At 67.6% G+C, this 25,695-nt stretch carries 37 protein-coding genes and 1 tRNA gene; 30 read left to right on the forward strand and 8 right to left on the reverse strand.

Annotation, left to right across the window (positions count from 1 at the left end; translation table 11 throughout):
* The first annotated feature begins 7 nt into the window (after positions 1-7).
* From LI334_RS03645 to LI334_RS03655, 3 genes are read left to right on the forward strand one after another with little or no spacing between them, the layout of a single operon-like run.
* Entirely contained in the window at positions 8-325 is a 318-nt protein-coding gene (locus LI334_RS03645) for a thiamine-binding protein (protein WP_227261818.1), read from the forward strand.
* 45 nt (positions 326-370) lie between these two features.
* Positions 371-1,900, forward strand: a complete 1,530-nt coding sequence (locus LI334_RS03650) for an amidohydrolase (protein WP_227261819.1) — start codon at positions 371-373, stop codon at positions 1,898-1,900.
* Between the two features lie 35 nt (positions 1,901-1,935).
* Positions 1,936-2,274 carry a DMT family transporter gene (locus LI334_RS03655; protein WP_227261820.1) on the forward strand — a complete coding sequence of 113 codons (339 nt, stop codon included), beginning with the start codon at positions 1,936-1,938 and terminating at the stop codon, positions 2,272-2,274.
* On the opposite strand, the gene gpmI is transcribed toward LI334_RS03655, so the two are convergent.
* Complete coding sequence (gene gpmI / locus LI334_RS03660) at positions 2,275-3,780, reverse strand: 2,3-bisphosphoglycerate-independent phosphoglycerate mutase (RefSeq protein ID WP_227261821.1); 1,506 nt, start codon at positions 3,778-3,780, stop codon at positions 2,275-2,277.
* A gap of 89 nt (positions 3,781-3,869) precedes the next feature.
* Between gpmI and LI334_RS03665 the strand changes: the two genes are divergently transcribed.
* Positions 3,870-5,105, forward strand: coding sequence for a DNA double-strand break repair nuclease NurA (locus LI334_RS03665; RefSeq protein WP_227261822.1), 1,236 nt, complete (start codon positions 3,870-3,872; stop codon positions 5,103-5,105).
* Here the strand turns inward: LI334_RS03665 and LI334_RS03670 are convergent.
* Entirely contained in the window at positions 5,102-5,437 is a 336-nt protein-coding gene (locus LI334_RS03670; protein ID WP_227261823.1) for a DUF7113 family protein, read from the reverse strand. The two genes, LI334_RS03665 and LI334_RS03670, sit on opposite strands and share 4 nt — an antisense overlap.
* Before the next feature lie 77 nt (positions 5,438-5,514).
* Here LI334_RS03670 and LI334_RS03675 point away from each other — a divergent pair, with 77 nt between their 5' ends.
* Both LI334_RS03675 and LI334_RS03680 read left to right on the forward strand, forming a co-directional pair.
* Positions 5,515-7,323 (forward strand): ATP-binding protein, encoded by a 1,809-nt coding sequence (locus tag LI334_RS03675; RefSeq protein ID WP_227261824.1) that lies wholly within the window; start codon positions 5,515-5,517, stop codon positions 7,321-7,323.
* A 45-nt stretch (positions 7,324-7,368) separates the two neighbouring features.
* Entirely contained in the window at positions 7,369-7,794 is a 426-nt protein-coding gene (locus tag LI334_RS03680) for a universal stress protein (protein ID WP_227261825.1), read from the forward strand.
* A gap of 78 nt (positions 7,795-7,872) precedes the next feature.
* Here LI334_RS03680 and LI334_RS03685 read toward each other — a convergent pair whose 3' ends face one another.
* Positions 7,873-9,075 (reverse strand): KaiC domain-containing protein, encoded by a 1,203-nt coding sequence (locus LI334_RS03685; RefSeq protein ID WP_227261826.1) that lies wholly within the window; start codon positions 9,073-9,075, stop codon positions 7,873-7,875.
* Positions 9,076-9,194: 119 nt separating this feature from the next.
* On the opposite strand from LI334_RS03685, the gene pyrF reads away from it, so the two are divergent.
* The gene (gene pyrF / locus LI334_RS03690) at positions 9,195-9,995 is read left to right on the forward strand and encodes an orotidine-5'-phosphate decarboxylase (RefSeq protein ID WP_227261827.1); all 801 of its coding nucleotides are present in this window, start codon (positions 9,195-9,197) and stop codon (positions 9,993-9,995) included.
* On the opposite strand, the gene LI334_RS03695 is transcribed toward pyrF, so the two are convergent.
* Positions 9,992-10,213: a hypothetical protein gene (locus LI334_RS03695; RefSeq protein ID WP_227261828.1), complete on the reverse strand. Its 222-nt coding sequence runs from the start codon at positions 10,211-10,213 to the stop codon at positions 9,992-9,994. The two genes, pyrF and LI334_RS03695, sit on opposite strands and share 4 nt — an antisense overlap.
* 140 nt (positions 10,214-10,353) lie before the next feature.
* Here LI334_RS03695 and LI334_RS03700 point away from each other — a divergent pair, with 140 nt between their 5' ends.
* Together LI334_RS03700 and LI334_RS03705 are read left to right on the forward strand one after the other, a co-directional pair.
* Positions 10,354-11,949: a GTPBP1 family GTP-binding protein gene (locus LI334_RS03700; protein WP_227261829.1), complete on the forward strand. Its 1,596-nt coding sequence runs from the start codon at positions 10,354-10,356 to the stop codon at positions 11,947-11,949.
* A complete protein-coding gene (locus LI334_RS03705; RefSeq protein ID WP_227261830.1) occupies positions 11,949-12,263 on the forward strand; it encodes a hypothetical protein in 315 nt (104 codons plus the stop codon). Before LI334_RS03700 ends, LI334_RS03705 begins: the two co-directional genes overlap by 1 nt.
* On the opposite strand, the gene LI334_RS03710 is transcribed toward LI334_RS03705, so the two are convergent.
* The 4 genes from LI334_RS03710 to LI334_RS03725 form a co-directional block, all read right to left on the reverse strand.
* Complete coding sequence (locus tag LI334_RS03710; RefSeq protein ID WP_227261831.1) at positions 12,227-12,721, reverse strand: hypothetical protein; 495 nt, start codon at positions 12,719-12,721, stop codon at positions 12,227-12,229. The genes LI334_RS03705 and LI334_RS03710 overlap by 37 nt on opposite strands.
* Positions 12,721-13,647 (reverse strand): methenyltetrahydromethanopterin cyclohydrolase, encoded by a 927-nt coding sequence (gene mch / locus LI334_RS03715; protein ID WP_227261832.1) that lies wholly within the window; start codon positions 13,645-13,647, stop codon positions 12,721-12,723. The genes LI334_RS03710 and mch overlap by 1 nt, the downstream gene beginning before the upstream one ends.
* Positions 13,648-13,683: 36 nt before the next feature.
* The gene (locus LI334_RS03720) at positions 13,684-13,998 is read right to left on the reverse strand and encodes an MTH1187 family thiamine-binding protein (RefSeq protein ID WP_227261833.1); all 315 of its coding nucleotides are present in this window, start codon (positions 13,996-13,998) and stop codon (positions 13,684-13,686) included.
* A gap of 231 nt (positions 13,999-14,229) precedes the next feature.
* Positions 14,230-14,300 (reverse strand) — tRNA-Gly (locus LI334_RS03725).
* 213 nt (positions 14,301-14,513) lie between these two features.
* Here LI334_RS03725 and LI334_RS03730 point away from each other — a divergent pair.
* Genes LI334_RS03730 through LI334_RS03830 form a run of 21 tightly spaced genes read left to right on the forward strand, consistent with a single transcriptional unit; the run spans position 14,514 to position 25,694 of the window.
* Positions 14,514-15,365: a putative RNA uridine N3 methyltransferase gene (locus tag LI334_RS03730; protein ID WP_227261834.1), complete on the forward strand. Its 852-nt coding sequence runs from the start codon at positions 14,514-14,516 to the stop codon at positions 15,363-15,365.
* A gap of 4 nt (positions 15,366-15,369) precedes the next feature.
* Positions 15,370-16,383, forward strand: a complete 1,014-nt coding sequence (locus LI334_RS03735; protein WP_227261835.1) for a 50S ribosomal protein L3 — start codon at positions 15,370-15,372, stop codon at positions 16,381-16,383.
* Positions 16,380-17,135 carry a 50S ribosomal protein L4 gene (gene rpl4p / locus LI334_RS03740; protein ID WP_227261836.1) on the forward strand — a complete coding sequence of 252 codons (756 nt, stop codon included), beginning with the start codon at positions 16,380-16,382 and terminating at the stop codon, positions 17,133-17,135. The genes LI334_RS03735 and rpl4p overlap by 4 nt, the downstream gene beginning before the upstream one ends.
* Complete coding sequence (locus LI334_RS03745) at positions 17,132-17,386, forward strand: 50S ribosomal protein L23 (protein ID WP_227261837.1); 255 nt, start codon at positions 17,132-17,134, stop codon at positions 17,384-17,386. The genes rpl4p and LI334_RS03745 overlap by 4 nt, the downstream gene beginning before the upstream one ends.
* A 2-nt stretch (positions 17,387-17,388) precedes the next feature.
* Positions 17,389-18,105, forward strand: a complete 717-nt coding sequence (locus tag LI334_RS03750; RefSeq protein WP_227261838.1) for a 50S ribosomal protein L2 — start codon at positions 17,389-17,391, stop codon at positions 18,103-18,105.
* A 1-nt stretch (position 18,106) separates the two neighbouring features.
* Positions 18,107-18,529, forward strand: coding sequence for a 30S ribosomal protein S19 (locus LI334_RS03755; RefSeq protein WP_227261839.1), 423 nt, complete (start codon positions 18,107-18,109; stop codon positions 18,527-18,529).
* 2 nt (positions 18,530-18,531) lie between these two features.
* Entirely contained in the window at positions 18,532-18,993 is a 462-nt protein-coding gene (locus LI334_RS03760) for a 50S ribosomal protein L22 (RefSeq protein ID WP_227261840.1), read from the forward strand.
* Position 18,994: 1 nt separating this feature from the next.
* Positions 18,995-19,978, forward strand: a complete 984-nt coding sequence (locus LI334_RS03765; RefSeq protein WP_227261841.1) for a 30S ribosomal protein S3 — start codon at positions 18,995-18,997, stop codon at positions 19,976-19,978.
* Positions 19,978-20,175: a 50S ribosomal protein L29 gene (gene rpmC / locus LI334_RS03770; protein ID WP_227261842.1), complete on the forward strand. Its 198-nt coding sequence runs from the start codon at positions 19,978-19,980 to the stop codon at positions 20,173-20,175. The genes LI334_RS03765 and rpmC overlap by 1 nt, the downstream gene beginning before the upstream one ends.
* 4 nt (positions 20,176-20,179) lie before the next feature.
* Complete coding sequence (locus LI334_RS03775; RefSeq protein ID WP_227261843.1) at positions 20,180-20,569, forward strand: ribonuclease P protein component 1; 390 nt, start codon at positions 20,180-20,182, stop codon at positions 20,567-20,569.
* Complete coding sequence (locus tag LI334_RS03780) at positions 20,560-20,886, forward strand: 30S ribosomal protein S17 (RefSeq protein ID WP_227261844.1); 327 nt, start codon at positions 20,560-20,562, stop codon at positions 20,884-20,886. Before LI334_RS03775 ends, LI334_RS03780 begins: the two co-directional genes overlap by 10 nt.
* The gene (locus LI334_RS03785; RefSeq protein ID WP_227261845.1) at positions 20,886-21,284 is read left to right on the forward strand and encodes a 50S ribosomal protein L14; all 399 of its coding nucleotides are present in this window, start codon (positions 20,886-20,888) and stop codon (positions 21,282-21,284) included. Before LI334_RS03780 ends, LI334_RS03785 begins: the two co-directional genes overlap by 1 nt.
* A 2-nt stretch (positions 21,285-21,286) precedes the next feature.
* Entirely contained in the window at positions 21,287-21,643 is a 357-nt protein-coding gene (gene rplX / locus LI334_RS03790) for a 50S ribosomal protein L24 (RefSeq protein WP_227261846.1), read from the forward strand.
* Entirely contained in the window at positions 21,640-22,389 is a 750-nt protein-coding gene (locus LI334_RS03795) for a 30S ribosomal protein S4e (RefSeq protein ID WP_227261847.1), read from the forward strand. The genes rplX and LI334_RS03795 overlap by 4 nt, the downstream gene beginning before the upstream one ends.
* The gene (locus LI334_RS03800) at positions 22,386-22,907 is read left to right on the forward strand and encodes a 50S ribosomal protein L5 (protein WP_227261848.1); all 522 of its coding nucleotides are present in this window, start codon (positions 22,386-22,388) and stop codon (positions 22,905-22,907) included. The genes LI334_RS03795 and LI334_RS03800 overlap by 4 nt, the downstream gene beginning before the upstream one ends.
* A complete protein-coding gene (locus tag LI334_RS03805; RefSeq protein WP_145846467.1) occupies positions 22,904-23,053 on the forward strand; it encodes a 30S ribosomal protein S14 in 150 nt (49 codons plus the stop codon). Before LI334_RS03800 ends, LI334_RS03805 begins: the two co-directional genes overlap by 4 nt.
* A gap of 2 nt (positions 23,054-23,055) precedes the next feature.
* Positions 23,056-23,448, forward strand: coding sequence for a 30S ribosomal protein S8 (locus LI334_RS03810; RefSeq protein WP_145846470.1), 393 nt, complete (start codon positions 23,056-23,058; stop codon positions 23,446-23,448).
* A complete protein-coding gene (locus LI334_RS03815) occupies positions 23,448-23,981 on the forward strand; it encodes a 50S ribosomal protein L6 (protein ID WP_227261849.1) in 534 nt (177 codons plus the stop codon). Before LI334_RS03810 ends, LI334_RS03815 begins: the two co-directional genes overlap by 1 nt.
* A 3-nt stretch (positions 23,982-23,984) precedes the next feature.
* A complete protein-coding gene (locus tag LI334_RS03820) occupies positions 23,985-24,701 on the forward strand; it encodes a 50S ribosomal protein L32e (RefSeq protein WP_227261850.1) in 717 nt (238 codons plus the stop codon).
* Positions 24,694-25,143: a 50S ribosomal protein L19e gene (locus LI334_RS03825; RefSeq protein ID WP_227261851.1), complete on the forward strand. Its 450-nt coding sequence runs from the start codon at positions 24,694-24,696 to the stop codon at positions 25,141-25,143. Before LI334_RS03820 ends, LI334_RS03825 begins: the two co-directional genes overlap by 8 nt.
* Positions 25,143-25,694, forward strand: a complete 552-nt coding sequence (locus tag LI334_RS03830; protein ID WP_227261852.1) for a 50S ribosomal protein L18 — start codon at positions 25,143-25,145, stop codon at positions 25,692-25,694. The genes LI334_RS03825 and LI334_RS03830 overlap by 1 nt, the downstream gene beginning before the upstream one ends.
* The last annotated feature ends 1 nt before the right edge of the window (position 25,695 follow it).

Genomic DNA, 25,695 nt, shown 5'->3' on the forward strand with positions numbered 1-25,695 from the left:
GTGTGGTATGACCGTGACCGCGATGCTGTCGGTGTCGCCCGTGGACAGCCCCGACGTGGAGTTCGACGCGGAAATCGCGAAGGCCGTGGACGCCCTCGACGACTTCGACGTGCGCTACGAGACCCACCCGATGGAGACCACCATCGAGGCAGAGTCGCTCGGCGAGGTGTTCGCCGCCGCGCAGGCCGCCCACGAGGCCGTGGACGCGAGCCGCGTCGGCACCACCCTGAAAATCGACCACTACCGCGAGGAGACGCTGGACGCCGCGGAGAAGGTCGACCGCGTCGAACACCACCTCGGCCGCGACGCCCGCGGCGGCGAGTAACCCGGTTCCCGAACGTCTTTGCCCGCGGCCGCCCCACGCTCGGGTATGACAGCGGCCGCCGACCTCGTCCTCACCAACGGCGAGGTGCACACGCTCACCGACCCCGACGAGACCTACGAGGCCGTCGCCGTCCGCGACGGTCGCATCGTCCGCGTCGACTCCGACTACGAAATCGACTTCCTGAACGGCGTCGAGACCCGCGAAATCGACCTCGACGGCCGCGTCCTCCTCCCCGGCTTCGTGGACGCGCACGTCCACATGGAGACCGTCGGCCGCCACCGCCTCCGCGCCGACCTCCGCGACGCCACCTCGCCCGAGGACGCCGTCGACATCCTCCGGGACTCGGACACCGGCGACGACTGGATTCTCGGCTTCGGGTTCGACGAGTCCACCTGGGAGGCGTCGCGCTACCTCACCCGGGACGACCTCGACCGCGTGAGCACCGAGAAACCGGTGGTCGCGTTCCGCGAAGACCTCCACACCGCCGCGCTCAACGGCGTCGCGCTCGACCGCCTCCGCGACCCCCTCCCCGACGGCGATGTGCAGACCGAGGGCGGCGACCCGACCGGCGTCGTCGTCGAGGACGCGGCCGAGGCCGTCCGGGAGGCCGTCGAACCCGGCCCCGCGGAGACCGCAGACCTCCTCCTCGCCGCGCAGCGGGACGCCCACGAGACGGGCGTGACGAGCGTCCACGACATGGTGCGGCGCTCGCACGCCCCCCGCGTCTACCGCGACCTCGAAGCCGCGGGCGACCTCCGACTGCGCGTCCGCCTGAACTACTGGAGCGACCACCTCGACGCCGCCCGCGAACTCGGATTGCGCACCAACCACGGCAGCGAGTTCGTCCAGACCGGCGCAATCAAGACCTTCACGGACGGCAGTCTCGGCGGCCGCACGGCGAAGCTCTCCGCCGAGTACGCGGACGGCGACGGCTCCGGTCAGTGGGTCGTCCCGCCCGCGGAACTCCGCGAGGTCGTCCGCCTCGCGGACGACGCGGGCTTCCAACTCGCCGTGCACGCCATCGGCGACGAAGCAATCGAGGAGACCATCGACGCCCTCGCGGACACCGACGACCCGGCGGGCGCGCGCCACCGCATCGAACACCTCGAACTCGCGACCGACGACCACATCGAGCGCATGGCCGACCTCGGCCTCGTCGCCTCGATGCAGCCGAACTTCCTCAAGTGGTCGCGCGAGGGCGGCCTCTACGACTCCCGGCTCGGCCCCGAACGCAGAAGCGAGAACAACCGCTTTCCCGCCTACCTCGCGGCCGGCGTGCCGCTCGCGTTCTCCTCGGACTCGATGCCCATCGACCCCCTGTTCGGCGTCCACCAGACCGTCAACCCCCCCGAGGACACCCAGGAACTCTCCGTCACCGAGGCGCTCCGCGCGTACACGAGCGGCGCGGCCTACGCCGGATTCGACGAACACCGACTCGGAACCGTCGAGGCCGGAAAGGAAGCCGACTTCGTCGTCCTGGAGGCGTCGCCCTGGGAGCATCCCGACTCCATCGCGGACATCGACGTGGCGTACACCATCGTGGACGGCGAGGTCGTCTACGAGGCCGGCGCGTAGAAAGGAATTTCGTGGTGGGTGGGCCAGTAGCGGGTATGCGCGCCCCGCTCCTCCTCGTGGCCGCCATCGCCGCAGAAGTCGTCGGAACCACCGCTCTCAAACTCTCGAACGGGTTCACCGACCCCGCGCCGTCGCTCGTCGTCGTCGCCGGCTACGGCGCGTCCTTCTACCTGCTCTCCCTCGTCCTCACCGACCTCCCGGTCGGCGTCGTGTACGCGACGTGGGCCGCGCTCGGCATCGTCGCAACCGCGACCGTCGGCGTCCTCGTGTTCGACGAGACGCTCGACCTCGCGGGCGTCGCCGGAATGGCGCTCGTCGTCGCCGGCGTCGTCGTGCTCGCCCTGTTCTCGGACGCCTACACGCCCGCGCACTGACTACTCCAGCAACGACTCGCCCGTCATCTCCGCCGGTCGCTCGACACCGAGCAGGGAGAGCAGAGTGGGTGCGATATCTTTGAGCGCGCCGCCGTCGCGCACGTCGCGGCCGGCGTCGTCGCCGTCGGGGGAGATGTAGACGAAGGGCACGGGATTGAACGTGTGCGCGGTGTGCGGGTCGCCCGGGGTGCCCATGTCGTCGGCGTTCCCGTGGTCGGCGGTCACCAGCACGGCCGCGTCCGCGGACTCCAGTTCGGCCGCGAGCCGCCCTAACTCCGTATCGACGGCTTCCACGGCGGCGACGGCGGCGTCGAAGTCGCCCGTGTGCCCGACCATGTCCGCGTTCGCGTAGTTCACGACGAGCGCGTCCGCGTCCAGTCGGTCGAGCGCGGCGTCCGTCACGCCCGCGGCGCTCATCTCCGGCTTGTGGTCGTACGTCGGTACGTCCGGGCTCGGGACGATTTCCCGGCTCTCGCCCTCGAACGCGACCTCGCGGCCGCCGTTCAGGAAGTACGTCACGTGCGGGTACTTCTCGGACTCCGCGACCCGGTGCTGGGTCAGGCCCTCGCGGGCGACGACCTCCCCGAGCGTGTCGTGAGGCTCGCGTGCCTCGAACGCCACCGGGAAGTCGAACGTCTCGTCGTACTCGGTCATCGTCACAATCGGCACCGCGGGCGGATTCGTCTCGAACGCCCACTCGGGATTCACAGAGCCGAGCATTCGCACGAGCTGGCGCGCTCGGTCCGCGCGGAAGTTGAAGAACACCACCGCGTCCCGCTCGCTCAGCGCGTCCCCGCCCCGGACGATGGTGGGCTCGACGAACTCGTCGGTGTCGCCGCGCTCGTAGGACTCCCGAACCGCCGCGACCGCGGAGTCCGCGCGGTGCAGTCCCTCGCGCTCGACGATGGCGTCGTACGCCGCTTTCGTGCGCTCCCAGTTCTGGTCTCTGTCCATCGCGTAGTACCGCCCCGAGACCGTCGCCACGTCCCCGGTGCCGTACTCATCGACCACTTCTTCGAGCGTTCGCAGGACGGATTCGCCCGACTTCGGTTTCGTGTCCCGGCCGTCCGTGAACGCGTGCGTCGTCGCCTCGATACCGCGACTCGCGGCGGCCTCGATGAGCGCGTGGAGGTGTTCGTGGTCTGCGTGCACGCCGCCGTCCGAGACGAGTCCCATGAAGTGCACGCGACCGCCCGTCTCCGCCACATGGTCGAACGCGGCCTCGATGGCGTCGTTCTCCCCGAGTTCGCCGGCCTCGATGGCGTCGTTGATGCGGGTGTACTCCTGGAGGACGACGCGGCCCGCGCCGATGGTGAGGTGGCCGACTTCCGAGTTCCCCATCTGACCGCCGGGGAGGCCGACGTTCCGACCGTGCGTCTCCAGCGTGCCGTACGCCCCCGCGTCGGCGAGCCGGTCGAAGTTCGGCGTGTCCGCCGCTTTCACGGCGTCAAGCCGGTCGTGGTCGCCGAGCCCCCAGCCGTCCAGAATGACGAGCGCCGCCTTCATACAGGAGCGTGCGCGCCCCCCGGGCACGTGTCTTTCGCCATCGCGCTCGCACCGGCGGGGTTTTTGGCGTCGAGGGACGGAACGCGAGTATGACCCTCGACCCCGTCCACTTCGACGGGATTACCGACCTCGTCCGGCGCGTCAGCCACGACATCGACGAGGACGAACACCGCGACCAGGCCGTCCGCGCGTGGGACGCCTACTTCGACCCGCTCTACCGCGACGGCGAGGAAGTGCTCGCGCCCCTCGGGGACGTCCAGCGGTACGCGGTCGATATCGCGGACGCCGGCGGCCAGCCCGACCAGTTCGACACCGTCCACGGCCTCGACTCGGGAACCGTGAACCCCCGGACGTTCAAGAACGGCCTCGTGCTCGACATCGCGCAGGCCGCGATGGGCGTCAGCCCGAGCGACACCGACACCCACCGCGCGCGCACCGTCATCACCACCGTCCACCCGACCGACGACACCGTCACCATCAGCGCGACCGACGACTGGCAGAAACAGGACGCGGGCTACTGGCGCGGCCAGATATTCGAAGCCCCCCGCGTCGAACGCGACGAGACCGCCGTCGTCCACGGACTCGCGCTCTACCTCGCGGAATCCGAGCACGCCCTCGAACACGCCGACCGCGTGAGCGACCTCCTCGTGCTCGACGGCCCGCTCTACCCGAAGATTATCGCGAACTGGCTCGACCAGGCCCGCCCGCTCTCCGACCTCCCCCTCGAAGACCCGCTCGTCCAGTCCGTCGTCGGGAACTACGTCGACCTCGTGGAGCGGTTCGTCGAGCGCGGCGTCCCGCTCGCCGGGTTCGTGAAGAACGTCCAATCCAGGGGTATCGTCAACACGCTCGCGGAGAAGACGAACGCGCCCTGGACGGACGACGCCGCCTTCTTCACGCAGTTGCTCGAACGCCGCGACGGCCGCGACCGCGACACGGACGACCTCACGTACACGAACTGGTTCGTCTCCCGGACCGGCTACGACCGCGAGTTCTCCACGCTCGGCGACCGCCTCAGCCTCGACCTCGACCTCGACCCCGAAGCCTACGAGGTCGCGTTCTTCGTCGTCTACGACCCCCGGACGGACGTGCTGTTCAAGGTAGAGCTCCCGCGCGCGTTCGCCGAGGACGAGACGTGCCGCGACCGCCTGACGAACCACGTGCTCGCCGAAGTCGCGCACGAGGCCGGGCCGCCCGAAGCCATCGGGAAGGCCGACGAACTCGCGCGCATCGGCATCCAGGAGAAGACGGAACTCGTCGGCGCGCTCGAAGACACCCTCGACACCGAGTGCCGCTCCACGTACGACGACGAACGCTGGGGTTAGGCCTCGTACTCCCGCACGACCGAAATCTCGACCGTCTCCGGGTCGACGCCGACGCGCGCGAACTGCGTCCGGACGTGCTCGCGCGCCGCCTCCAGCGCGCGCTCTCGGGTGTCGAACCCGCGCGGCATCGGCGACTCGAACGCCACCTGCACCTCCTCGCCGCCGATTTCCTGGGTGACGCCGCCGCTCTCCACCGTGTAGAACTCGTCGCACACCCAGACGTAGGCGGCGTCCTCGTCCGGCGCGCCCTCGAACGACGGCGCGTCCTCGCCGCGCTCGTAGAGCGTTCCCGTCAGCGTCGTCCCACCCGCGGAGCCTTCGACGAGCAACATACCCGAACACAGGCGGGGGAGCGATAAAAACCGCGTGGCAGGGAAGGTTTTAGCCCGTGGCCGCCCACCGCCGAGACATGAGCGACCAAGACCTCGGGGACTTCTCGCCGTCCGGCACCGCGAGCGACCGACCCGCGGACGCGGGCGACGGTGTGGACGACGAGGCGGACGACGAGGACGGGTTCGAGCGCCCCGACCTCGACACCGCGGGCGGCGGCGACGGCATCGGGATGCTCGCCGTCTCCCAGGGCCTCCGCATCAGCGAGGAAGAGGGAGAGACCACGATTCGGGCGTACGTCACCGCCGAGAACCGCTCCGACATCCGCATCGGGAAGTACGTGCTCGCGGACTACCCCGGCCCAGAGTCGCTGTTCTGCCGCATCAAGGGCCTGGAGTACGCCCAGCGCTTCCACGGCGACGACGCGAACGAGATTCACGCCCGCCGCGCGATGCGCTCCGACGGCATCGAGGAGGACGACTATCGGTTCCTCGCAGACCTCGACCCGCTCGCCGTCCTCTACCCCGACGACGGCGACCTGAAACGCCGGATGCCCGACCGCGTTCCGAAACCCGAGACAGTCGTGGAGGAGGCGACCGAGACCGAGCAGATCAAGACCGGTCTGAAGATTCCCGAGGACGGCGTCTTCCTCGGTCACCTCTCCGTCGGCGGGGAGAAAGTGCGGACGGCCGCGAGTCCGCCGACCATCGACTACCGCGTGAAGGACGACTACCGCGACGGCGACCCGCTCGCGTTCCGGCATACGTTGATTGCCGGCGGAACCGGGTCGGGGAAGACGCACACGTCGAAGAACGTCCTCCGGCAGTACCTCCACGAGGAACGACGGTACGAGATGGCTGACGGCGCGGAGCGCCGGATGGCGGTCGTGCAGTTCGACCCCCAGGACGAGTACGCGCAGATGCACGACGACAACCCCGACGCCACCCGCGAGCACGCGCGGCGCTGGGAGGCGGAAGGCCTCGCGCACGGCGGACACGACGACACCGTCGCGTTCGTCCCGAAAGTCGGGGACGCCACGTACGCCGCGAGCCACCACCACGCCGAACAGCGCGCGTTCACCGTGCCGTTCTCGATGGTGCGCTCGCGGCCGTGGCTCGTCGCGTCCAGCGACCTGAACGACAACCAGTACAGCGCGCTCACCCTCCTCCTGAAGCGGTTCTTCCGGCAGTACGGGAACGAGGGAACGTACGAGGAGTTCACGTCCTTCCTCGACGACCCCGCGCTCAAGGAGGAACTCGACGAGTCCGGGCGCGTCCACGAAGCCACCTACGAGGCCGTGATGCGGCGCGTGCTCGGGATGCCGAGCGGCGTGTTCGACCAGGACGCACCCCCCATCACCGACCTCGTCCACGAGTTCGTTCGGCCCGGCGGCCTCTCCGTCGTCCCGACCTACCACGTGAACGACACCCGGGCGACCGAGACCGTCGTGCTCGCGCTCGCGAGCCTGCTCGTCGATCAGAAACTCTCGAACGACCCCGACTTCGACCGCATCAAGGAGACGCCGCTCCTCGTCGGGATGGACGAGGCGCACAACTTCCTCGCGGACGCGGACAGCGTGCAAGCCAGAAACGTCATCGGGAAGTTCACCGACGCCGCGAAACAGGGACGGAAGGAACGCCTCGGGTTGTTCCTCATCACCCAGGATCCGCAGGACATCGCCGACCCCGTGTTCAAGCAGGTGAACACGACCGTCGTCCTCAACCTCGGGGACGAGGACGCCATCAAGAGCGTGAACATCCCGAGCACCCTCGAAGGCAAAGTCCCCTACATGGAGAAGGGACAGATGGTCGTCTACTCGCCCGACAACTCCGAGCCCGTCGAAATCGTCGGCCTCCCGACGTGCCTCACGCGACACGGCCGCGACTGACCCCCGGCCCCTATCTTTTTCGGGGAGCGTGACGAATCGCCGGACATGTCGAAGATACTCGTCCCCATCGACAGTTCCCAGCAGTCCACCGACGCGCTCGAATACGCGCTGGAGGAGTTCCAGAGCGACGACATCACGCTCATCCACGTCATCGACCCAATCGAAGCCGGATACACGGCGCAAGCGACCGTCCCCGGCTACTCGGAGGAGTGGTACGAGCAGGCCCAGGAGGACGCCGAGACGCTCTTCGAGCAGGCCCAGGAGACCGCCGACGAGTACGGCGTCAGCCTCGACACCGTCACCGAAGTCGGCCGCCCCTCCCGAACCGTCGTTGACTACGCCGAAGAGAACGGCTTCGACCACATCGTGATGGGAAGCCACGGCCGAAGCGGCGTCAGTCGCATCCTCCTCGGGAGCGTCGCGGAGTCCGTCGTCCGCCGCTCGCCCATCCCCGTCACTATCGTCCGATAGTCCCTCGTATCGCGCTCGGCGGCCTCTCGCTATTGCACTGCTTCCAACCGTCGGGCGTTCGCGAACGAGTGAAGTCGATTAGAAGATGTTCGCCTGCCGGTACACCGAGATTCCCTGGCTGGTGATTTCGTAGGGTTTGGTTTCGCGGGAGTGGTTCGCGTCCCGAATCTTCTGGATTTCGACGGCCAGCCGGGTTTCGCGGAAGTCCTCCGGGCGGATGTAGCGGAGGAGGAAGACGGCGTCGGTGAGGTATTCGATGATGCCGTGGCGGGACGCGTAGGGGTTGTCCTCGGCGGCCTCGCTGGTGAGCATCGTGGTGACGCCGGCGTTCTTGAGGGCTTTCGTGAAGTCGTAGATTTCGGTGCGGCGGGTGGCCTGGTCGTCGTACATCATTTCGAGGAGGCTGACGGAGTCCAGGACGAGCCGGGTCGCGCCGAAGTCCTCGACGAGCCGGGGGAGTTCGTTCCGGATGCTCGTGAGCGAGTTCGCCATCTCGATGGGGTCGAGGTCGATGACGGCGAGGTCGCCGTTCGCGATGTGCTCGCCGAAGTTCCAGCCCTTCTCGTTCGCGCTGTCCACGATGCGCTCTTCGGTCTCTTCGAGCGTGATGAAGACGGCGCGCTCGTCGTTCTCGAGGGCGTGGTTGAGGAACTGGAGGCCGAACGTGGTCTTCCCGGTTCCGGCGCTCCCGATGGCGACGATGAGGCTTCGCTCGGGGACGCCGCCCTGCACCATGTTGTCGAGGCCTTCGATACCGAGTTTGACGCGGGGGATGTCGGACTCGAACTCCTCGTCGAAGTCCGTGTCCTCCCCGCCGGCGTCGAGGTCGAACCCGAACTCGCCGCCGCCGTCACCGTCGCCGCCCCCACCGCCGCCGAACGCGGCTTCGAAGTCGTCCGCGCCGCCACCCCCGGTGCCGCCGAACGCCGCCTCGAAATCGTCACTCGACCCGCCGCCTCCGCCGCCGGTGCCGCTGAATGCGGCTTCGAAGTCGTCGGCGTCGTCGCTCGCGTCCGCGTCGCCGCCGTCGCTTCCGCCGCCGGTGCCGCCGAACGCGGCTTCGAAGTCGTCCGCGCTCGTCTCCTCCGCCTGGCCGGACTCGGGGCGCGCGTCCTCGTCGCCGCCGAACGCGTCCTCGAACCCCCCGGACTCCTCGTCGTCGTCCTCGCTCGCGTCCGCGTCGGGTTCGGACGGCTCCGTCGAGTCCGCGGGTTCGGCCGACTCCTCGTCGTCGTCGTCCGCGAACGCTCGCTCGAACCAGTCGTCGTCCTCGTCAGCCACCCGTCTCACCCCCGTGATTGCGCGCGCCGTCCGTCATACCGGAAGGAGACGGCCAGAACGCAAAGTAGTTTTGCCCTCGTGGAAGAACGCTTTTGCCGACGCCACCGAGACTACCGGTGATGGGTTTCTTCGACGACCTCGCCGCCCGCATCGACGCGACCGACAGCGTCGTCTGCGTCGGCCTCGACCCCGACCCCGACCGCCTCCCCGACGACGTGCGGGAGAAGGAACTGCCGCGCTGGGCGTTCAACCGCCGCATCATCGACGCGACGCACGAACACGCGGCGTGCTACAAGCCGAACGCGGCGTTCTACGAGGATTCGGAGGGCTGGCGGAGCCTCCGCGAGACCGTCGCGTACGCGCACGGAAAGGGCGTGCCCGTCATCGTGGACGCGAAACGCGGCGACATCGGGAACACCGCCCGCCAGTACGCGGACATCCTCGACTACGCGGACGCCATCACGGTCAACCCTTACCTCGGCCGGGACAGCCTCCAGCCGTTCCTCTCCCGGACGGACGCGGGCGTGTTCGTGCTCTGCCGAACCTCGAACTCGGGTGGAAAAGACTTCCAGAACCTCGAACTCGCGGGGTTCGACGAGTACCTCTACGAGCACGTCGCGCGCCGCGCGAGCGAGTGGAACGAGAACGACAACGTCGGGTTGGTCGTCGGCGCGACCAGCACGGACGAACTCGAACGCGTCCGCGACACCGTTCCCGACCTCCCCTTCCTCGTGCCCGGGGTCGGCGCGCAGGGCGGGGACGCCGAGGCCGCGGTCGAGTTCGGTCTGAACGAGAACGGCGTCGGCCTCGTGAACTCCACGCGCGGCATCATCTTCGCCGGCGAGGACAGCGAGGAGTGGGCGGCCGCCGCCGGCCAGGCCGCGAAGCGCCTCAAAGACCGCCTGAACCAGTACCGCTAGCGGGGTTCGCCCCAGTCGTCCGGCGACTCGCCGCGCTCGTCGCGTCCGACGCGCTCGCCGCTCTCGTCGGTTTCTCGGTCACCGTACTGTCGCGCGCACTCCGTGCAGAACCCGGTGTCGCGGTCGTAGTGGTCGCGGCAGACGACGCGGCCGCACTGGTCGCAGGCGTGGCGCGCGTCCGCGCTCTCACATATCTGACAGACGCCGGTGACGCTCATACGCCGTCCTACGCGAATCCGCGGTTTCAATCCTCGGGGCGGGCGGTTCGTGTGACAAACTGTATCCACCGCATATATCGGCGGAAGGAGCTCTCTACCTCCGAAGAAAGTTTATAAGCCGTTGTCCCCAATCCGTTCTCATGGGTCTCGACCAGCCCCTCCTCGACCGTGCAATCGAGCACGGCGAGGAGGAGGGCGGCAACGTCGAGTTCAAGGAACGCCTCGCGCGCGACGTGCACCTCGCCGACGGCCGGATGGAGAGCCTCGCCGCGCAACTCCGCCATCGCGTCCTCTCCGGCGACGGGGAAGCCCTCTACGTCGTCGGCGTCACGGACGACGGCGGCATCGCCGGCATCTCCCCAGACGACTTCTCCGAGTCGCTCGACGTGCTCAGCCTCCTCGCCGAGGAGGCGAACGCCCACATCGACGACGTGGTGACGCGCGGCACCGACGACGGCGGCCTCGTCGGCGTCGCAACCGTCCGGGACGGCGGCCAGCTCGACGGCGGCGACGACCACATCATCGTCGGCACCGCCGGCCACGTCGACCACGGGAAGTCCACGCTCGTCGGCAGTCTCGTCACGGGCCGTTCCGACGACGGCGACGGCGACACCCGGAGTTTCCTCGACGTGCAACCCCACGAGATAGAGCGCGGGCTGTCCGCCGACCTCTCCTACGCGGTCTACGGGTTCGACGCCGAGGGCCCGCTTCGCGTGGACAACCCGAACCGGAAGTCCGACCGCGCGGCCGTCGTCGAATCGGCCGACCGCGTCGTCTCCTTCGTGGACACCGTCGGCCACGAGCCGTGGCTCCGCACGACGATTCGCGGACTGGTCGGGCAGAAGATAGACTACGGCCTCCTCACGGTCGCGGCGGACGACGGCCCGACGAAGACCACCCGCGAACACCTCGGCGTCCTGCTCGCCACCGACCTCCCGACCATCGTCGCCATCACGAAGACCGACCTCGTGAGCGACGACCGCGTCCTCGAAGTGGAGCGCGAGGTCGAGAAACTCCTCCGGAACGCCGGCCGCAGCCCCCTCCTCGTCTCGCGCCACGGCGTCGCCGCCGCCGTGGACGAAATCGGGGACACGGTCGTCCCGCTCGTCCGCACGAGCGCGGTGACGATGGACGGTCTCGACACCCTCGACCGCCTGTTCGAACACCTCCCGAAGACCGGGGTGGAGGGCGACGACTTCCGGATGTACGTCGACCGCACGTACAGCGTCACCGGCGTCGGCGCGGTCGCCTCCGGCACGGTGAAGTCGGGCACCGTCGAGGCCGGAGACGAACTCCTCCTCGGCCCCCTCTCCGACGGTTCCTTCACCGAGGTGGAGGTGCGGAGCATCGAGATGCACTACCACCGCGTCGACCGCGCGGAGGCCGGCCGCATCGTCGGCATCGCGCTGAAGGGCGTGCGCGAAGCCGACATCGAGCGCGGGATGGTGCTCCTGCCGCGGGACGCCGACCCCGCGCCCGTACGGGAGTTCGACGCGGACGTGATGGTGCTCAACCACCCGACCCGCATCGACGCCGGCTACGAGCCGGTCGTCCACCTCGAAACCGTCAGCGAAGCCGTCCGGGTCGAACCGACGGACGGCCAACTCCTCCCCGGCGACTCCGGGAGCGCGCGCATCCGGTTCAAGTTCCGGCCGTACCTCGTGGAGGAGGGCCAGCGGTTCGTCTTCCGCGAGGGGTCGAGTAAGGGCGTCGGCACCGTCACGAGCGTCCGCTGATGGAGTTCACGTTCGACGTCGCCGAACTCGTCGCCGGTCTCGCGCTCACCGCCGCCGTGGCCGCGGGCGTCTCCGTCGTCGCGCCCTCGTCGTTCGCGCTCGCCGGCGGTCTCGCGCTCGGCCTGCCCTTTCTCGCCGCCGGCGCGGAACTCACCGAGCCGTCCCCGCGCGACCGACTGGAAACCGCGAGCACCGCGCTCGTCGTCGGCGTCCTCGCCGCGCTCGCCGCGCCCGTCCTCCCCCAGCCGGCGCGCATCCCCGCGGTCGTCGGCGCGACCTACCTCGCGGGGTCGCTCGTCGCCGTCACCCGATAACCCCCGGTCGTCTTCTCCGCGAGGCCGAGCAGTACGGCCCACTCCAGGAGTCGGTGGACGCGTTCGCGCCACTCGGCCTCCCAGCCGTCGGTCTCGCGCTCCCACCGCGGCACCGCGTCGAACGTAGCGAACACCGCGTCCGCGCTCCGCGGCGTCTCACAGAGCAGGTCGAGGACTTCTCGCGCGCCGTACACGCGCTCGCGGAACCGCGCCGCGAGCGCGCCCGTGTCGGGGTGGTCGTCCACGCGCTCGAACCCCTCACTGGTCTCGCGTGCGAGCGCGAGCGCGCGGAGGAAGGTGAGCCAGTCGGAGGCGTCACCGCGTTCCTCCACGCCGGTTCGGGCGACGACGCGCGCGCAGCAGTCGCTCTCCGTCCGCGGGTCGTCGGGAACCGCCGCGTGGACCGCCCACAGGCCGTCGAGGGAGTCGGACGCGGGCGGAACGGGCTTGCGTCGCACTACAGGAAGCTCTCCGCGAGCACGTCCTCGCGGGTGTCGCCGAGCGCGTACGTCGGCCCGCCGACGACGTTCACCGTCACCTGAGCGGGCGCGAAGTAGCCCTCCGCGACCTCGCTCATCTCCCAGTCCGCGTCCGCGAACACCGCGGACGAGGGCGCGTCGTACTCGCTCGCCGTCGAGGGGAGGGCGTCGAAGGCGTCGCTGTCCTCGCGCACCGTGAAGTGCGCCTGGCCGCCGTGGACGACGCTGTCGGTCGTGCGCGCGATGGCGTCCTCCTCGTCGCCCGCGACGGGTGCGACCGGCGCGCTCCCCGTCGCAGACAGCACGTCCTGGGGGTCGTAGCCCGCCTCGAACAGCCGGAACAGCGCCATCTCGGCCGGGCGTGCGGCCGCGGAGACGCTCCCCGAGAGGCTCGCCGTCGCGTACACGGGCAGGTAGACGCCGTCCGTGTTCACGCCCGCCTCCTCCGCGATGCGCTCCGCCACCGCCTCCGTCGGGAGGCTGTCGGACTCGATGGCGAGGACGGTGAGGTCGAACGCGTCCGTGTACCCGAGGGCGCGGAACTCGGCCTCGTCAGCCACCAGCGCGCGCGCCGGCCCCGACCCCAGCCCCTCGAAGCCGTCGAGGGAGAGCTGCCAGCCCGCCTTCTGCGAGCACAGCAGTCCCAGTCCGGGCCGGTCGCACGTGAGTTCGACGTGCGGGAACGCCGCGCCCGCGACCTCGTCCATCCGCGTCTGTACGGTCGCCAGGCCCGCGGTCTGGAGTTCCGCGAGCAACAGGCCGGCCTCCATCCCGCCCTCGAAGTCCACGCCGAAGTCGAGGACGGTCGCGCCGTTCTCCAGGTCGAACGCTCCGATGTCGAGTTCGTCCGCGAAGTCCAGGGCCTCGTCCGCCAGTTCGATGGCCATCCGATTGACGCTCTCCATACCCGGCGCGTTCGCCCGTCTCGCGTAAAGGGTTTCTCAGTCCCGCTCCCCGCGCGCCTCCCGCCCCAGCGCGTCCTCCACGGACTCGACCTTCTCGCGTGCGCGCTGGTCGCGACCCCGCTTGTCGTCTATCTTCAGGAACGTGCTCACGCGGTCGCCCGGCACCGCCTTGTGCGCCGCCCCGACCGCGTCCAGCAGCGCGTCGATATCGTCCGCCTCGATGACCGTCCCCATCGGGTTCGTCTCGTACGACACGTCGTAGTCGTCGAGCGCCGCCACCGCCTTCGCCACGTCCTCGCCCATGCTACCCTCCCGAACCGGTGCGACGCTCAACAGCGCGATAACTGTCATACCCGAATGGTCGTCGCCGCGCTACTTAGCGTCTGGCCGCACGCCCTCGACCGAACACTCCACCAGCGGAACGACGTGAGAGCCACAGAGGTCTCTCGGGGCCGTTGGTCGCAGTAGAAATGCGCTGGCTGGGATTTGAACTTCAGTCACGCCGCTTGCGTTCGCTCGCTTCGTTCCTTAGTTCAGAATCCCCGTGAGCGATTTCACTGCTCACTTCGTTCGCAGTAGAAATGCGCTGGCTGGGATTTGAACCCAGGTTGTGACCATGGCAAGGTCACGTGATACCACTACACTACCAGCGCGCGTTCTTCGCACTCGAATCGAGGAGGGCGCTACAAATAAGACTTGCGAACCGGGGACGGCGCGGCCCTCGACCGTGTCCCGCGTTGGCTCACGAAACGGGCGCACGGGGCCGTGTGAAGCCGTCTCAGTCCGTCGGGGATAACGCCATCCTTTTAAGCATCCCGTCGGTAGTCGGGGTACAGTCTCGTGTCGAGACGAAGAAGCGATACGGCATGACAGTCAGCGTACTCGTGCCGTCGTCCCTCGTCCGGGAAGCCGAAGACAAACGCGAGGCAACTCGCAAACTCGGCTACGTGGCCCGCGCGGCCGCGGTCTTCCGGGCTGACCGCCTCGTGGTCTTCGACGACCCCGAGGGGGAGAAGAAGTGGGGCGGCGGGTTCGTCGAAACCGTCCTCCGGTACGCCGCGACCCCGCCATACCTCCGAAAGGAGGCGTTCGGGACGCGGAGCGAACTGGAGTACGCTGGCATCCTGCCGCCGCTCCTCGTGTCGGCATGGACCGGCTCCGAATCGAGCGGTTCGGGGTCGAAACGACAGGGAATCGTGACCCAGGTCGGACCTGAAGGGCGCGTCCGGGTCAATTGCGGCATGCAACACCCGATCTCCCTCCACGCTCCTCCCGGTATGGAGGTGCGGGAGGGAGAGCGCGTGACCATCAGGGTCTCTTCGCGACGACCGGTCCGAGCGAAACTCCTCGACGAAACCCCGCCAGGGTTTCAGGTGGTTCGCTCGAACCTCGGCGACGAACTCGACCGTCCCGACGCGGGCTACCGCGTGGCGACATCACGGCACGGCACGCCGCTCTCGGCGTCGTCGCTGCCGGACGTCACGCGCCGCGTCCACCAGGACGGACTGACCGTCGCGTTCGGCGCGCCAGCTCGGGGCCTCCCCCCGATGCTCGGCGTGTCCGAATCGGCGGTCGAGGAGGCGTCCGCCGACTCAGCCACCCACGCCCCCGGTGGGTTCGACACCTGGCTCAACGTCATCCCGCGTCAGGGCAGCGAGGTCGTGCGAACGGAAGAAGCTCTGTTCGCCGCCCTCAGCTGTCTCACGCTCACGGAGTGATACGATGCCACAACCAAGTCGACCACGAAAAGGCTCGATGGGCTACGGCCCCCGTAAGCGGGCAGCAAGTGAAGTGCCGCGCTTCAACAGCTGGCCGAGCGACGACGGGCAGCCGGCCCTGCAGGGCTTCGCCGGATACAAGGCAGGCATGACTCACGTCGTGACGGTTGACGACAAAGCCAACTCTCCCACGGAGGGTATGGAGCAGTCCGTCCCCGTCACGCTCGTTGAAACACCCCCGATGTACGCGGCCGCGGTGCGCCTCTACGAGGACACGCCGTACGGCCAGAAACCGCTCACAGAAGTGTGGGCGGACGACCTCCACGAGGACCTCGACCGCGTGCTCTCGACGCCGGACGAACCCGGCGACGAGGACGAACTCACGCAGGCGCTCGAAGCCAACGACGTGGCGGACGTGCGTGTCATCACGCACACCGTCCCGTCCGACGTTGCGAGCGTCCCGAAGAAAGACCCCGACGTGATGGAGACGCGCGTCGGCGGCGGCTCCATCCAGGATCGCGCCGACTTCGCGCTCTCCCTGCTCGACGACGGCAGTCACGAACTCGGCGACGTGTTCCGCGCCGGCGAGTTCATGGACGTCGCGGGCGTCACGAAGGGCAAGGGCACCCAGGGCCCCGTCAAGCGCTGGGGCGTCCAGAAGCGCAAGGGCAAGCACGCCCGCCAGGGATGGCGGCGTCGCATCGGTAATTTGGGCCCGTGGAACCCGAGCCGCGTTCGCTCGACGGTTCCCCAGCAGGGTCAGACCGGCTACCACCAGCGCACGGAACTCAACAAGCGCCTGCTCGACTTCGGCGACGACGCCGCGGCGGACGACATCAACGCCGACGGCGGATTCGTCAACTACGGCGAAGTCAGCGGGCCGTACGCCCTCGTGAAGGGGTCGCTCCCGGGCCCGGACAAGCGCGTGCTGCGCTTCCGTCCGGCCGTCCGGCCGAACGAATCACCGCGCCTCGACCCCGAGGTTCGGTACGTTTCCAATAGCTCGAACCAAGGATGACACAGGCAACAGTACGCGGCCTGGACGGCGAGGACGCCGGCACGCTCGACCTCCCCGAGGTCTTCGAGACGCCGTACCGGCCGGACCTCATCAAGCGTGCGGTGCTCGCCGCCCAAGCCAACCGAAAGCAGTCGTATGGAGCGGACGAGTTCGCTGGACTGCGAACGTCCGCGGAGTCGCCCGGTAGCGGTCGCGGGATGGCGCACGTCCCCCAGACGAACGGACGCGCCGCCCGCGTCCCGTTCGCGGTCGGTGGGCGACGCGCACACCCGCCGAAGGCGGAGAAAGACCACTCGCTCGCGGTGAACGACAAGGAGCGGAAGGCGGCCGTCCGGAGCGCCATCGCGGCGACCACGGACGCCGAGACCGTCGCCGAGCGCGGCCACGCGTTCGACGACGACCTCGAACTCCCGCTCGTCGTCTCCGACGACTTCGAGGACCTCGTGAAGACCAAGGAGGTCGTGAGCTTCCTCGAAGCGGTCGGTGCCTACGAGGACGTCGAACGCGCGGACGACGGGAAGACGGTGCGGGCCGGCCAGGGGAAACTCCGCGGCCGCAAGTACCGCGAACCCACGTCCGTCCTGTTCGTCACGTCCAGCGAGACCGGGCCGTCGAAGGCGGCGCGGAACCTCGCGGGCGTTGACGTCGCGACCGCGCGCGAAGTGAACGCGGAAGACCTCGCGCCCGGCACGGAACCCGGACGGCTGACCGTCTGGACCGAGAGCGCGGTCGAGGAGGTGGCCGACCGATGAGCGGCATCATCGACTACCCCCTCGTCACGGAGAAGGCGATGAACGACATGGACTTCGACAACAAGCTCCAGTTCGTCGTGGACGTCGATGCGACCAAGCCCGACGTTCGCGAGGAAGTCGAGGAGCAGTACGACGTGACCGTCGAGTCCGTCAACACGCAGGTGACGATGGACGGCACGAAGAAAGCCATCGTCCGGCTCTCCGAGGAGGACGACGCGCAGGACGTCGCCTCCCGCATCGGGGTGTTCTAACAATGGGACGAAGGATTCAGGGTCAGCGACGCGGGCGCGGCGGTTCGACCTTCCGCGCGCCGTCGCACCGATACAAGGCTGAACTGTCGCACAAGAAACCCGAGAGCGACGTGCTGTCCGGCGAGGTCGTCGACGTCGAGCACGACCCCGCGCGCAGCGCGCCGGTCGCCCGCGTCGAGTTCGACGACGGCGACCAGCGACTCGTCCTCGCCAGCGAGGGCGTGGGCGTCGGTGACACCCTCGAAGTCGGTGTCTCCGCGGCCGTCGAACCCGGGAACACGCTCCCGCTCGCCGAAATCCCCGAAGGGGTTCCGGTGTGCAACGTCGAGCGTCAGCCCGGCGACGGCGGGAAGTTCGCGCGTTCCAGCGGCGTGAACGCCGACCTCATCACGCACGAGCGTGACGCTGCGGTCGTCCAGCTTCCGAGCGGCGAAATCAAGCGGCTCTCCCCCGACTGCCGCGCCACCATCGGCGTGGTCGCCGGCGGCGGCCGCACCGAGAAGCCGTTCGTGAAAGCGGGGAACAAGCACCACAAGATGAAGTCGCGCGGCACGAAGTGGCCGCGCGTCCGCGGTGTCGCGATGAACGCCGTCGACCACCCGTTCGGTGGCGGTGGCCGCCAGCACCCCGGTCGTCCGAAGTCCGTCTCGCGGGACGCCCCGCCGGGCCGGAAGGTCGGGGACATCGCGTCGAAACGCACCGGCCGAGGAGGCAACTAACATGAGTACGGAATACCGCACCGGCCGCGAGGGTGAGTTCACCTACCGCGGCTACGACCTCGACGAACTCCAGGACATGAGCCTGGACGAAGTCGCGGAACTGCTGCCCGCGCGTACGCGGCGAAGTATCACCCGTGGCCTGACCGACGAGCAGGAGAAGGTCGTCGAGAAGGCGCGCGAGAAGTCGCCGGAGGAGACCGCGAACAATCCGATTCGCACGCACCTCCGCGACCTCCCCGTCCTCCCGGAGTTCGTCGGCCTGACGTTCTCCGTCTACGACGGACACGAGTTCGAGCGCGTCGAAGTGGAGCCCGAGATGATCGGGCACTACCTCGGCGAGTTCCAGCTCACGCGCTCCTCGGTCGAGCACGGGCAGGCGGGTATCGGCGCGACCCGCTCCTCGAAGTTCGTGCCGCTCAAATAACAATGGGTATCAACTACAGCGTCGACACGGACCCGGAAACCACCGCGAAAGCGATGCTCCGCGAGGAGCCGATCAGCCTGAAGCACTCGAAGGCCATCTCGAAGGCTATCAAGGGCAAGACGGCGAGCGAGGCCGAAGACTTCCTCGACGCCGTCATCGCGGAAGAACAGTCCGTGCCGTTCAAGCAGCACAACAGCGGCGTCGGTCACCGAAGCGACATCGACGGCTGGGACGCCGGTCGCTACCCGGAGAAGGCGTCGAAGGCGTTCCTCCGCCTCATCGGGAACGCGAAGAACAACGCCGACCAGCAGGGGTTCGACGCGGACACGATGGTCGTCTCCCACGTCGCCCCGCACAAGGTCGGGGAGACGCAGGGCCGCAAGCCCCGCGCGATGGGGCGTGCGACCGCGTGGAACACGCCCGAGGTCGACGTCGAACTCGTCCTCGAAGAGGTGAGTGAATAACATGGCAGACGAAGTCGAATTCATCGAACAGGGCATCCAGCGCTCCCAGATCGACGAGTTCTTCGGCGAAGAACTCGCGCGCGCTGGCTACGGTGGTATGGAACTCGCGCCCACCCCGATGGGAATCCAGATCGTCCTCAAGGCCGAGAAGCCCGGGATGGTCATCGGGAAGGGCGGGAAGAACATCCGGAAGATCACGACGGAACTCGAGGAGCGATTCGACCTCGAAGACCCGCAGATCGACGTGCAGGAGGTCGACGAACCCGACCTGAACGCGCAGATCGTCGCGGACCGTCTCGCCAACGCGCTCGAACGCGGCTGGTACTTCCGGAAGGCCGGTCACACGACCATCGACCGCATCATGGAGTCCGGCGCGCTCGGCGCCGAAATCGTCCTGAGCGGGAAGGTCACGGGTGCCCGGAGCCGCGTCGAGAAGTTCAACCGCGGCTACATCAAGCACAACGGCGAACCCGCAGAGGAAATCGTCGACCACGGCCAGGGTGTCGCGGTCATGAAGCTCGGCACCATCGGCGTGAACGTGAAGATCATTCCGCCGAACGCCGAACTCCCCGACGACTTCGAAATCGCGGAGGACGCCGACATCGAAGACCTCGTCGTGGACGAAGAAGACCTCGACGGCGAGAGCGTCGAGGAACTCCTCGAAGGCGAACCCGAGGACGACGAACTCGGCGGCCCCGAGGGCGAAGCGCCCGGCGAGGACGCCGTCACCGACGCCCTCGACGACGTCGCGGAAGAAGAGATCGTCGAGGAAGAGTTCGAGGCCGAGGAGGGCGCGAGCCCGACCTCCCCGCCGGACTCCGAGGAGTCCATCGAGGAGGAACTCGACGAACTCGCGGCTGATGTCGAAGCCGACGCCGAGGACGTCGACGAGGAAGACTTCGACGACCTCGAAGCCGGCGTCGAGGAGGAAGCGGAAGAACTCCTCGAAGAGATGGACGAAGAAGACGAGGAGGGTGAGGAATAATGGCTATCCTCCACGTCGAAGAAATCCGTGACATGACGCCCGCGGAGCGCGAGGCCGAACTCGACGAGCTCGAAACCGAGCTCCTCAACGCGAAGGCCGTGCAGGCCGCGGGTGGCGCGCCGGAGAACCCGGGGCGCATCAGCGAACTGAAGAAGACGATCGCGCGGATCAAAACGATCCAGAACGAAGACGAATAGCGGGATGCTCACGCCGGAGACCCTCCCGCGGCACGAACTCGTCGGCCTCCACGCGGAGGTCGTCGATTCGACCGACCCCTCGCGGGTCGGTATCGCGGGCCGCATCGTCGACGAGACGATGCGAACCCTCCTCATACGCGAGGGGGAACCCGAAGGTTCTTCAGGCGTGAAGCGCGTTCCAAAGGTAGGAACGACGTTAGAGGTCAGACTCACAGATGAACCCGCAGCCGCCCCGAAGGCGGCTGGGACCGCGTCGAAACCCGCCAGTGGCGATCCACATTCGGAGACCCAAACTACGGGCAACGGCGCGGCCTACGTTACGGTGGATGGAGTCGTTCTGCTCTCACGACCCGCGCTGCGAACAGAGAAAGGAGTCAATTCACAATGGCGATAGGACTGAACGTATCCGAGCCCGACGGCACCTGCGCTGACGAGAGCTGTCCGTTCCACGGAAACCTTTCCGTGCGCGGTCAGGTCATCGAAGGCGAGGTCGCTAGTACGGCCATGGACAAGACCGTCGTCGTCGAGCGCGAATACGACGTATTCGTGCCGAAGTACGACCGGTACATGAAGCGACGCTCCCGCGTCAGTGTTCACGCACCGGACTGCTTCGACCTCACGGAAGGCGACACGGTTCGTATAGCTGAAACCCGACCGCTCTCGAAGACCAAATCTCACGTGGTCGTCGAACTCGTGGAGGGTGAAGAATAATGGAAGCCATCAAGGCAGACGTCACGCAGGGTCTGGAGAAAGGCTCGCTCGTCACGTGCGCGGACAACACGGGCGCGCGAGAACTCAAGATCACGAGCGTCGCCGGCTACCAGGGGACGAAGAACCGTCACCCGAAAGCCGGCGTCGGTGACAAGGTCACCGTCTCCGTCACGAAGGGGACGCCCGAGATGCGCCGTCAGGTTCTCGAAGCCGTCATCGTGCGGCAGCGCAAGTCCATCCGTCGTCCGGACGGACAGCGCGTGAAGTTCGAGGACAACGCGGCCGTCATCATCGACGACATGGAAGAACCCCGCGGAACCGAAATCAAGGGTCCGATTACGCGCGAGGTCGCGGAGCGCTGGGGAAGCATCGCAAGCACCGCGACGATGATCGTATAGATATGTCTGAGCAACCACGCAAACAGCGAACTCGATCGGAGCGCGCGAGCCTCCACGAGCGACAGAAGCAGGTTCGCGCTCACCTCGCGGAAGACCTCCGAGAGGAGTACGGTCAGCGTCACGTTCGCGTGAACGTCGGCGACACCGTCGAGGTGCAGCGCGGCGACTTCGCCGGTACGGAAGGCGAAGTCACGAACGTCGACCTTCGCGAGGCCTCCGTCTACGTGGAGGACGTGACGGTTGACGCCGCGGACGGCGAGGACGTGCCGCGTCCCCTGGACGCGAGCAACCTCGTCGTCACCGAGCTCGACCTGGAGGACGACGTGCGCGCAGAACGCATCGAAGGTGACAACGAATGACGAAACACCAGAAACGACTCTCCGTTCCGAAGTCGTGGCCCGTCGAGCGGAAGACGGACACGTTCACGGCGAAGGCGACCGCCGGCCCCCACGGGGAATCCGGCGTGCCGCTCGTCGTCGTGCTTCGTGACGTCCTGGAGTACGTGAACACGAAGAAGGAAGCGAAGTACGCCATCAACAACGCGGGCGTGCTCGTCAACGGCGGAACCGTGAACGATGTCAACCGTCCCATCGGGATGTTCGACATCCTCGCGTTCCCCGACCGCGACGAGTACTACCGCGTGTTCCCCGACGAGGGCGGCCGCCTCGGCCTCACGGCCATCGACGAGGACGCCGCCGGTTCGAAACTCGGGAAAATCGAGGGCAAGACGCTCGTCAGCGGTGGCGACGTCCAGCTGAACCTCCACGACGGCCAGAACATCCTGGTCGAAGAAGACGAGTACAGCGGCACGGACTCGGTCGTCATCGACAACGAGACGAACGAGGTCGTCGCGCACTTCGTCTTCGAGGAGGGCGCGCTCGTCACCGCCGTCGCCGGCCAGCACGCCGGCGAAATCGGCGAAATCGACGAGATTCAGGTCGCCCCGGGTAGCGCGGACAACACCATCGTCGTCGACACCGACGACGGCATGTTCGAGACCGTGCAGAACTACGTCGTCGTCATCGACGAGAACTTCGTGGGTGGCGAGGACGCCGACGAGGCGTCCGAGGAACGTCAGACCGCGTCTGAAGGTGATGACGAATGAGTGAAGCCGAGTTCGACAACGAGATGCGCGAACCGCGCATCGAGAAGGTCGTCGTCCACATGGGCGTCGGCCAGGGTGGCCGCGACCTCCAGAACGCCGAGGAGATTCTGGAGGAGATCGCCGGCCAGGAGTCCGTTCGCACCACCGCGAAGCGCACCGAGCCCGAGTTCGGGATTCGCGAGGGCGACCCGATCGGCGCGAAGGTCACGCTCCGCGGCGAGGACGCAGAAGACTTCCTCTCTCGTGCGCTCCCCGTCGCCGACCTCACCGAGTCCAAGTTCGACAAGACTGGGAACGTGAGCTTCGGCGTCGAGGAACACACGGACTTCCCGAGCCAGGAGTACGACCCGAACGTCGGGATTTACGGGCTTGACGTCACCGTCAACCTCGTCCGCGGCGGGTATCGCGTGTCGAAGCGCGATACGCGCACGCGACAGATCCCGTCGAACCACCGACTGACGCCCGAGGACGCAATCGCGTTCCTCGAAGCGAACTTCGACGTCGAGGTGGACGCATGAGCGACGAACACGAAGAAACCGGCCAGTCCCACGAGTGCCGCCGCTGCGGCCGCAATCAGGGTCTCGTCGGGAAGTACGACATCTGGCTGTGCCGACAGTGCTTCCGCGAGATCGCTCGGACGATGGGATTCAAGAAGTACAGCTAACAATGACAGGAAAAGACCCACTCGCCGACGCCCTCTCGGGACTCGATAACTCCGAGAGCGTCGGCCACCTCACGTACACGGTATCGACCGCCTCGAACATGGTCGGCTCCGTCCTCGAGGTCCTCTACGACCGCGGGTACATCGACGGCTTCGAATACGTCGAAGACGGCAAGGGCGGCACGTTCGAGGTCGAACTGAAGGGTGCCATCAACGAGTGCGGCCCGGTCAAGCCCCGTTACTCTGCGGGCGTCGACGACTTCGAGAAGTGGGAGAAGCGGTTCCTCCCCGCCCGTGACTACGGGACGCTCGTCGTGACGACCAGCCGCGGCATCATGAGCCACTACGAGGCCCGCGAACAGGGCGTCGGTGGCCAAGTAATCGCATACGTCTACTAATGGCACGAATAGAACTCGAAATTCCGGACGACGTGACGGTCGAGGTCGACCACCTCGACGTGACGGTCGACGGCCCGGAGGGGTCCGTGACGCGACGCCTCTGGTACCCCGACGTGAGCGTGTCCGTCGATGACGAGTCGGTCGTCATCGAGAGCGACACCGAGAACCGCAAGACGACCGCGACGATGGGGACGTTCGAGAGCCACCTCTCGAACATGTTCCACGGCGTGAGCGAGGGCTGGGAGTACCGGATGGAAGTCCACTACTCTCACTTCCCGATGCAGGTGAACGTCGAGGGCGACGAAGTGGTCATCGAGAACTTCCTCGGTGAGCGCGCGCCCCGCCGCACGCCCGTTCGCGGCGACACCGACGTCCAGGTGGACGGCGAGGAACTCACCCTCTCCGGCCCCAGCAAGGAGGACGTCGGGCAGACCGCCGCCGACATCGAACAGCTCACCCGGGTGACGGACAAGGACACGCGCGTCTTCCAGGACGGCGTGTACATCGTCGAGAAACCCACGGGAGGTGCCTAACGCATGGCTGACGAACCACAAGAACTCGAAGACATCTCCGGCGTTGGACCGTCCAAGGCCGAAGCGCTCCGCGAGGCCGGCTACGAGACCATCGACGACGTGAAGGCGGCGAGCCAGAGCGAACTGGCCGACGTCGACGGCGTCGGGAACGCGCTCGCGGCCCGTATCAAGGCCGACGTCGGCGGACTCGAAGTCGAGTCCGAGACGGAGGGCGAGGTCGAGGAGGCCGAGCCCGCGGAGGAAGAAGAAGAGACTGAGGAAGAAGTCGAGACGGAACTCGTCCCGCGCGGGCACGCGGAGAAGACGCCCGACCTGGACGAGGAGACGAAGCGCCTGCTCTCGCAGCGCGACCGCATCGGCACGCCCCAGTTCAACCGACAGGATCACCACAAGAAAAAGCGCGTCTCCACGTCGTGGCGACGCCCCCGCGGCACGCTCTCGAAGCAGCGCCGCGGTATCAAGGGGAAGGGCGACACCGTGCAGGCGGGCTTCCGCTCGCCGACGGCCGTTCGGGGCAAGCACCCGAGCGGGTTCGAGGACGTTCTCGTGCACAACGCGAACGACCTCGACGACATCGACCCCGACACGGAAGCCGCCCGCATCGCCTCGAAGGTCGGCGACCGGAAGCGCGAGACCATCGAGGACAAGGCGGAAGACCTCGGGATTCGCGTTCTCAACCCCACCTACATCGAAGTCGAAGTGGAGGGAGACAATGAGTGACCTGAGCGCACAGAAGCGGCTCGCCGCCGACGTCCTCGACGTCGGTGAGAACCGCGTCTGGTTCGACCCCGAAGCACAGGGCGAAATCGTCGACGCCATCACGCGCGAGGACATCCGCGAACTCGTCGACGAGGGAATCATTCAGTCGAAGGACGCCCGCGGGAACTCCCGTGGCCGCGCACGCGAGCGCAACGAGAAGCGCGCGTACGGCCACCGGAAGGGCCCCGGTACCCGGAAGGGGAAGGCGGGCGCTCGACAGAACGAGAAAGAACAGTGGGAGGCGACGATTCGCGCGCAGCGACGGACGCTCCGCGAACTCCGCGACGACGGCGAACTCACGCCCAGCCAGTACCGCGAACTCTACAACATGGCGAACGGTGGCGAGTTCGACAGCGTCGCGCGTCTCGAAACGTACATCGACGAACACTACGGTGAAAACTAATGGCAACTGGACCACGCTATAAGGTGCCGATGCGGCGACGCCGCGAGGTCCGGACCGACTACCATCAGAGGTTGCGCCTCCTCAAGTCGGGGAAACCCCGGCTTGTCGCTCGCAAGAGCAACAACCACGTCACGGCGCAGCTGGTCGTTACCGGACCCAACGGCGACGAAACCGTCGCGAGCGCGACGTCCGAAGACCTCTCCGAGTACGGCTGGGACGCCCCGACGGGCAACCTCCCGAGCGCGTACCTCACCGGCCTCCTGGCCGGACAGCGAGCCGTCGACGCCGGTGTCGAGGAAGCCGTCCTCGACATCGGCCTGAACACGGCGACGCAGGGGTCGAAGGTCTTCGCGATTCAGGAAGGCGCTATCGACGCCGGCCTCGACATCCCGCACAACGAGGACGTCTTCGCGGACTGGCAGCGTACTCGCGGTTCGCACATCGCGGAGTACGCGGAGTCCCTGGAGGACGGCCTGTACAGCGGCGATTTCGACGCCACGGAACTGCCCGAGCACTTCGACGACGTGCTCGAAACGATTACGGAGGACTAAC

The organism is Salarchaeum japonicum, assembly GCF_020614395.1.
Classification (GTDB): Archaea; Halobacteriota; Halobacteria; order Halobacteriales; family Halobacteriaceae; genus Salarchaeum; species Salarchaeum japonicum.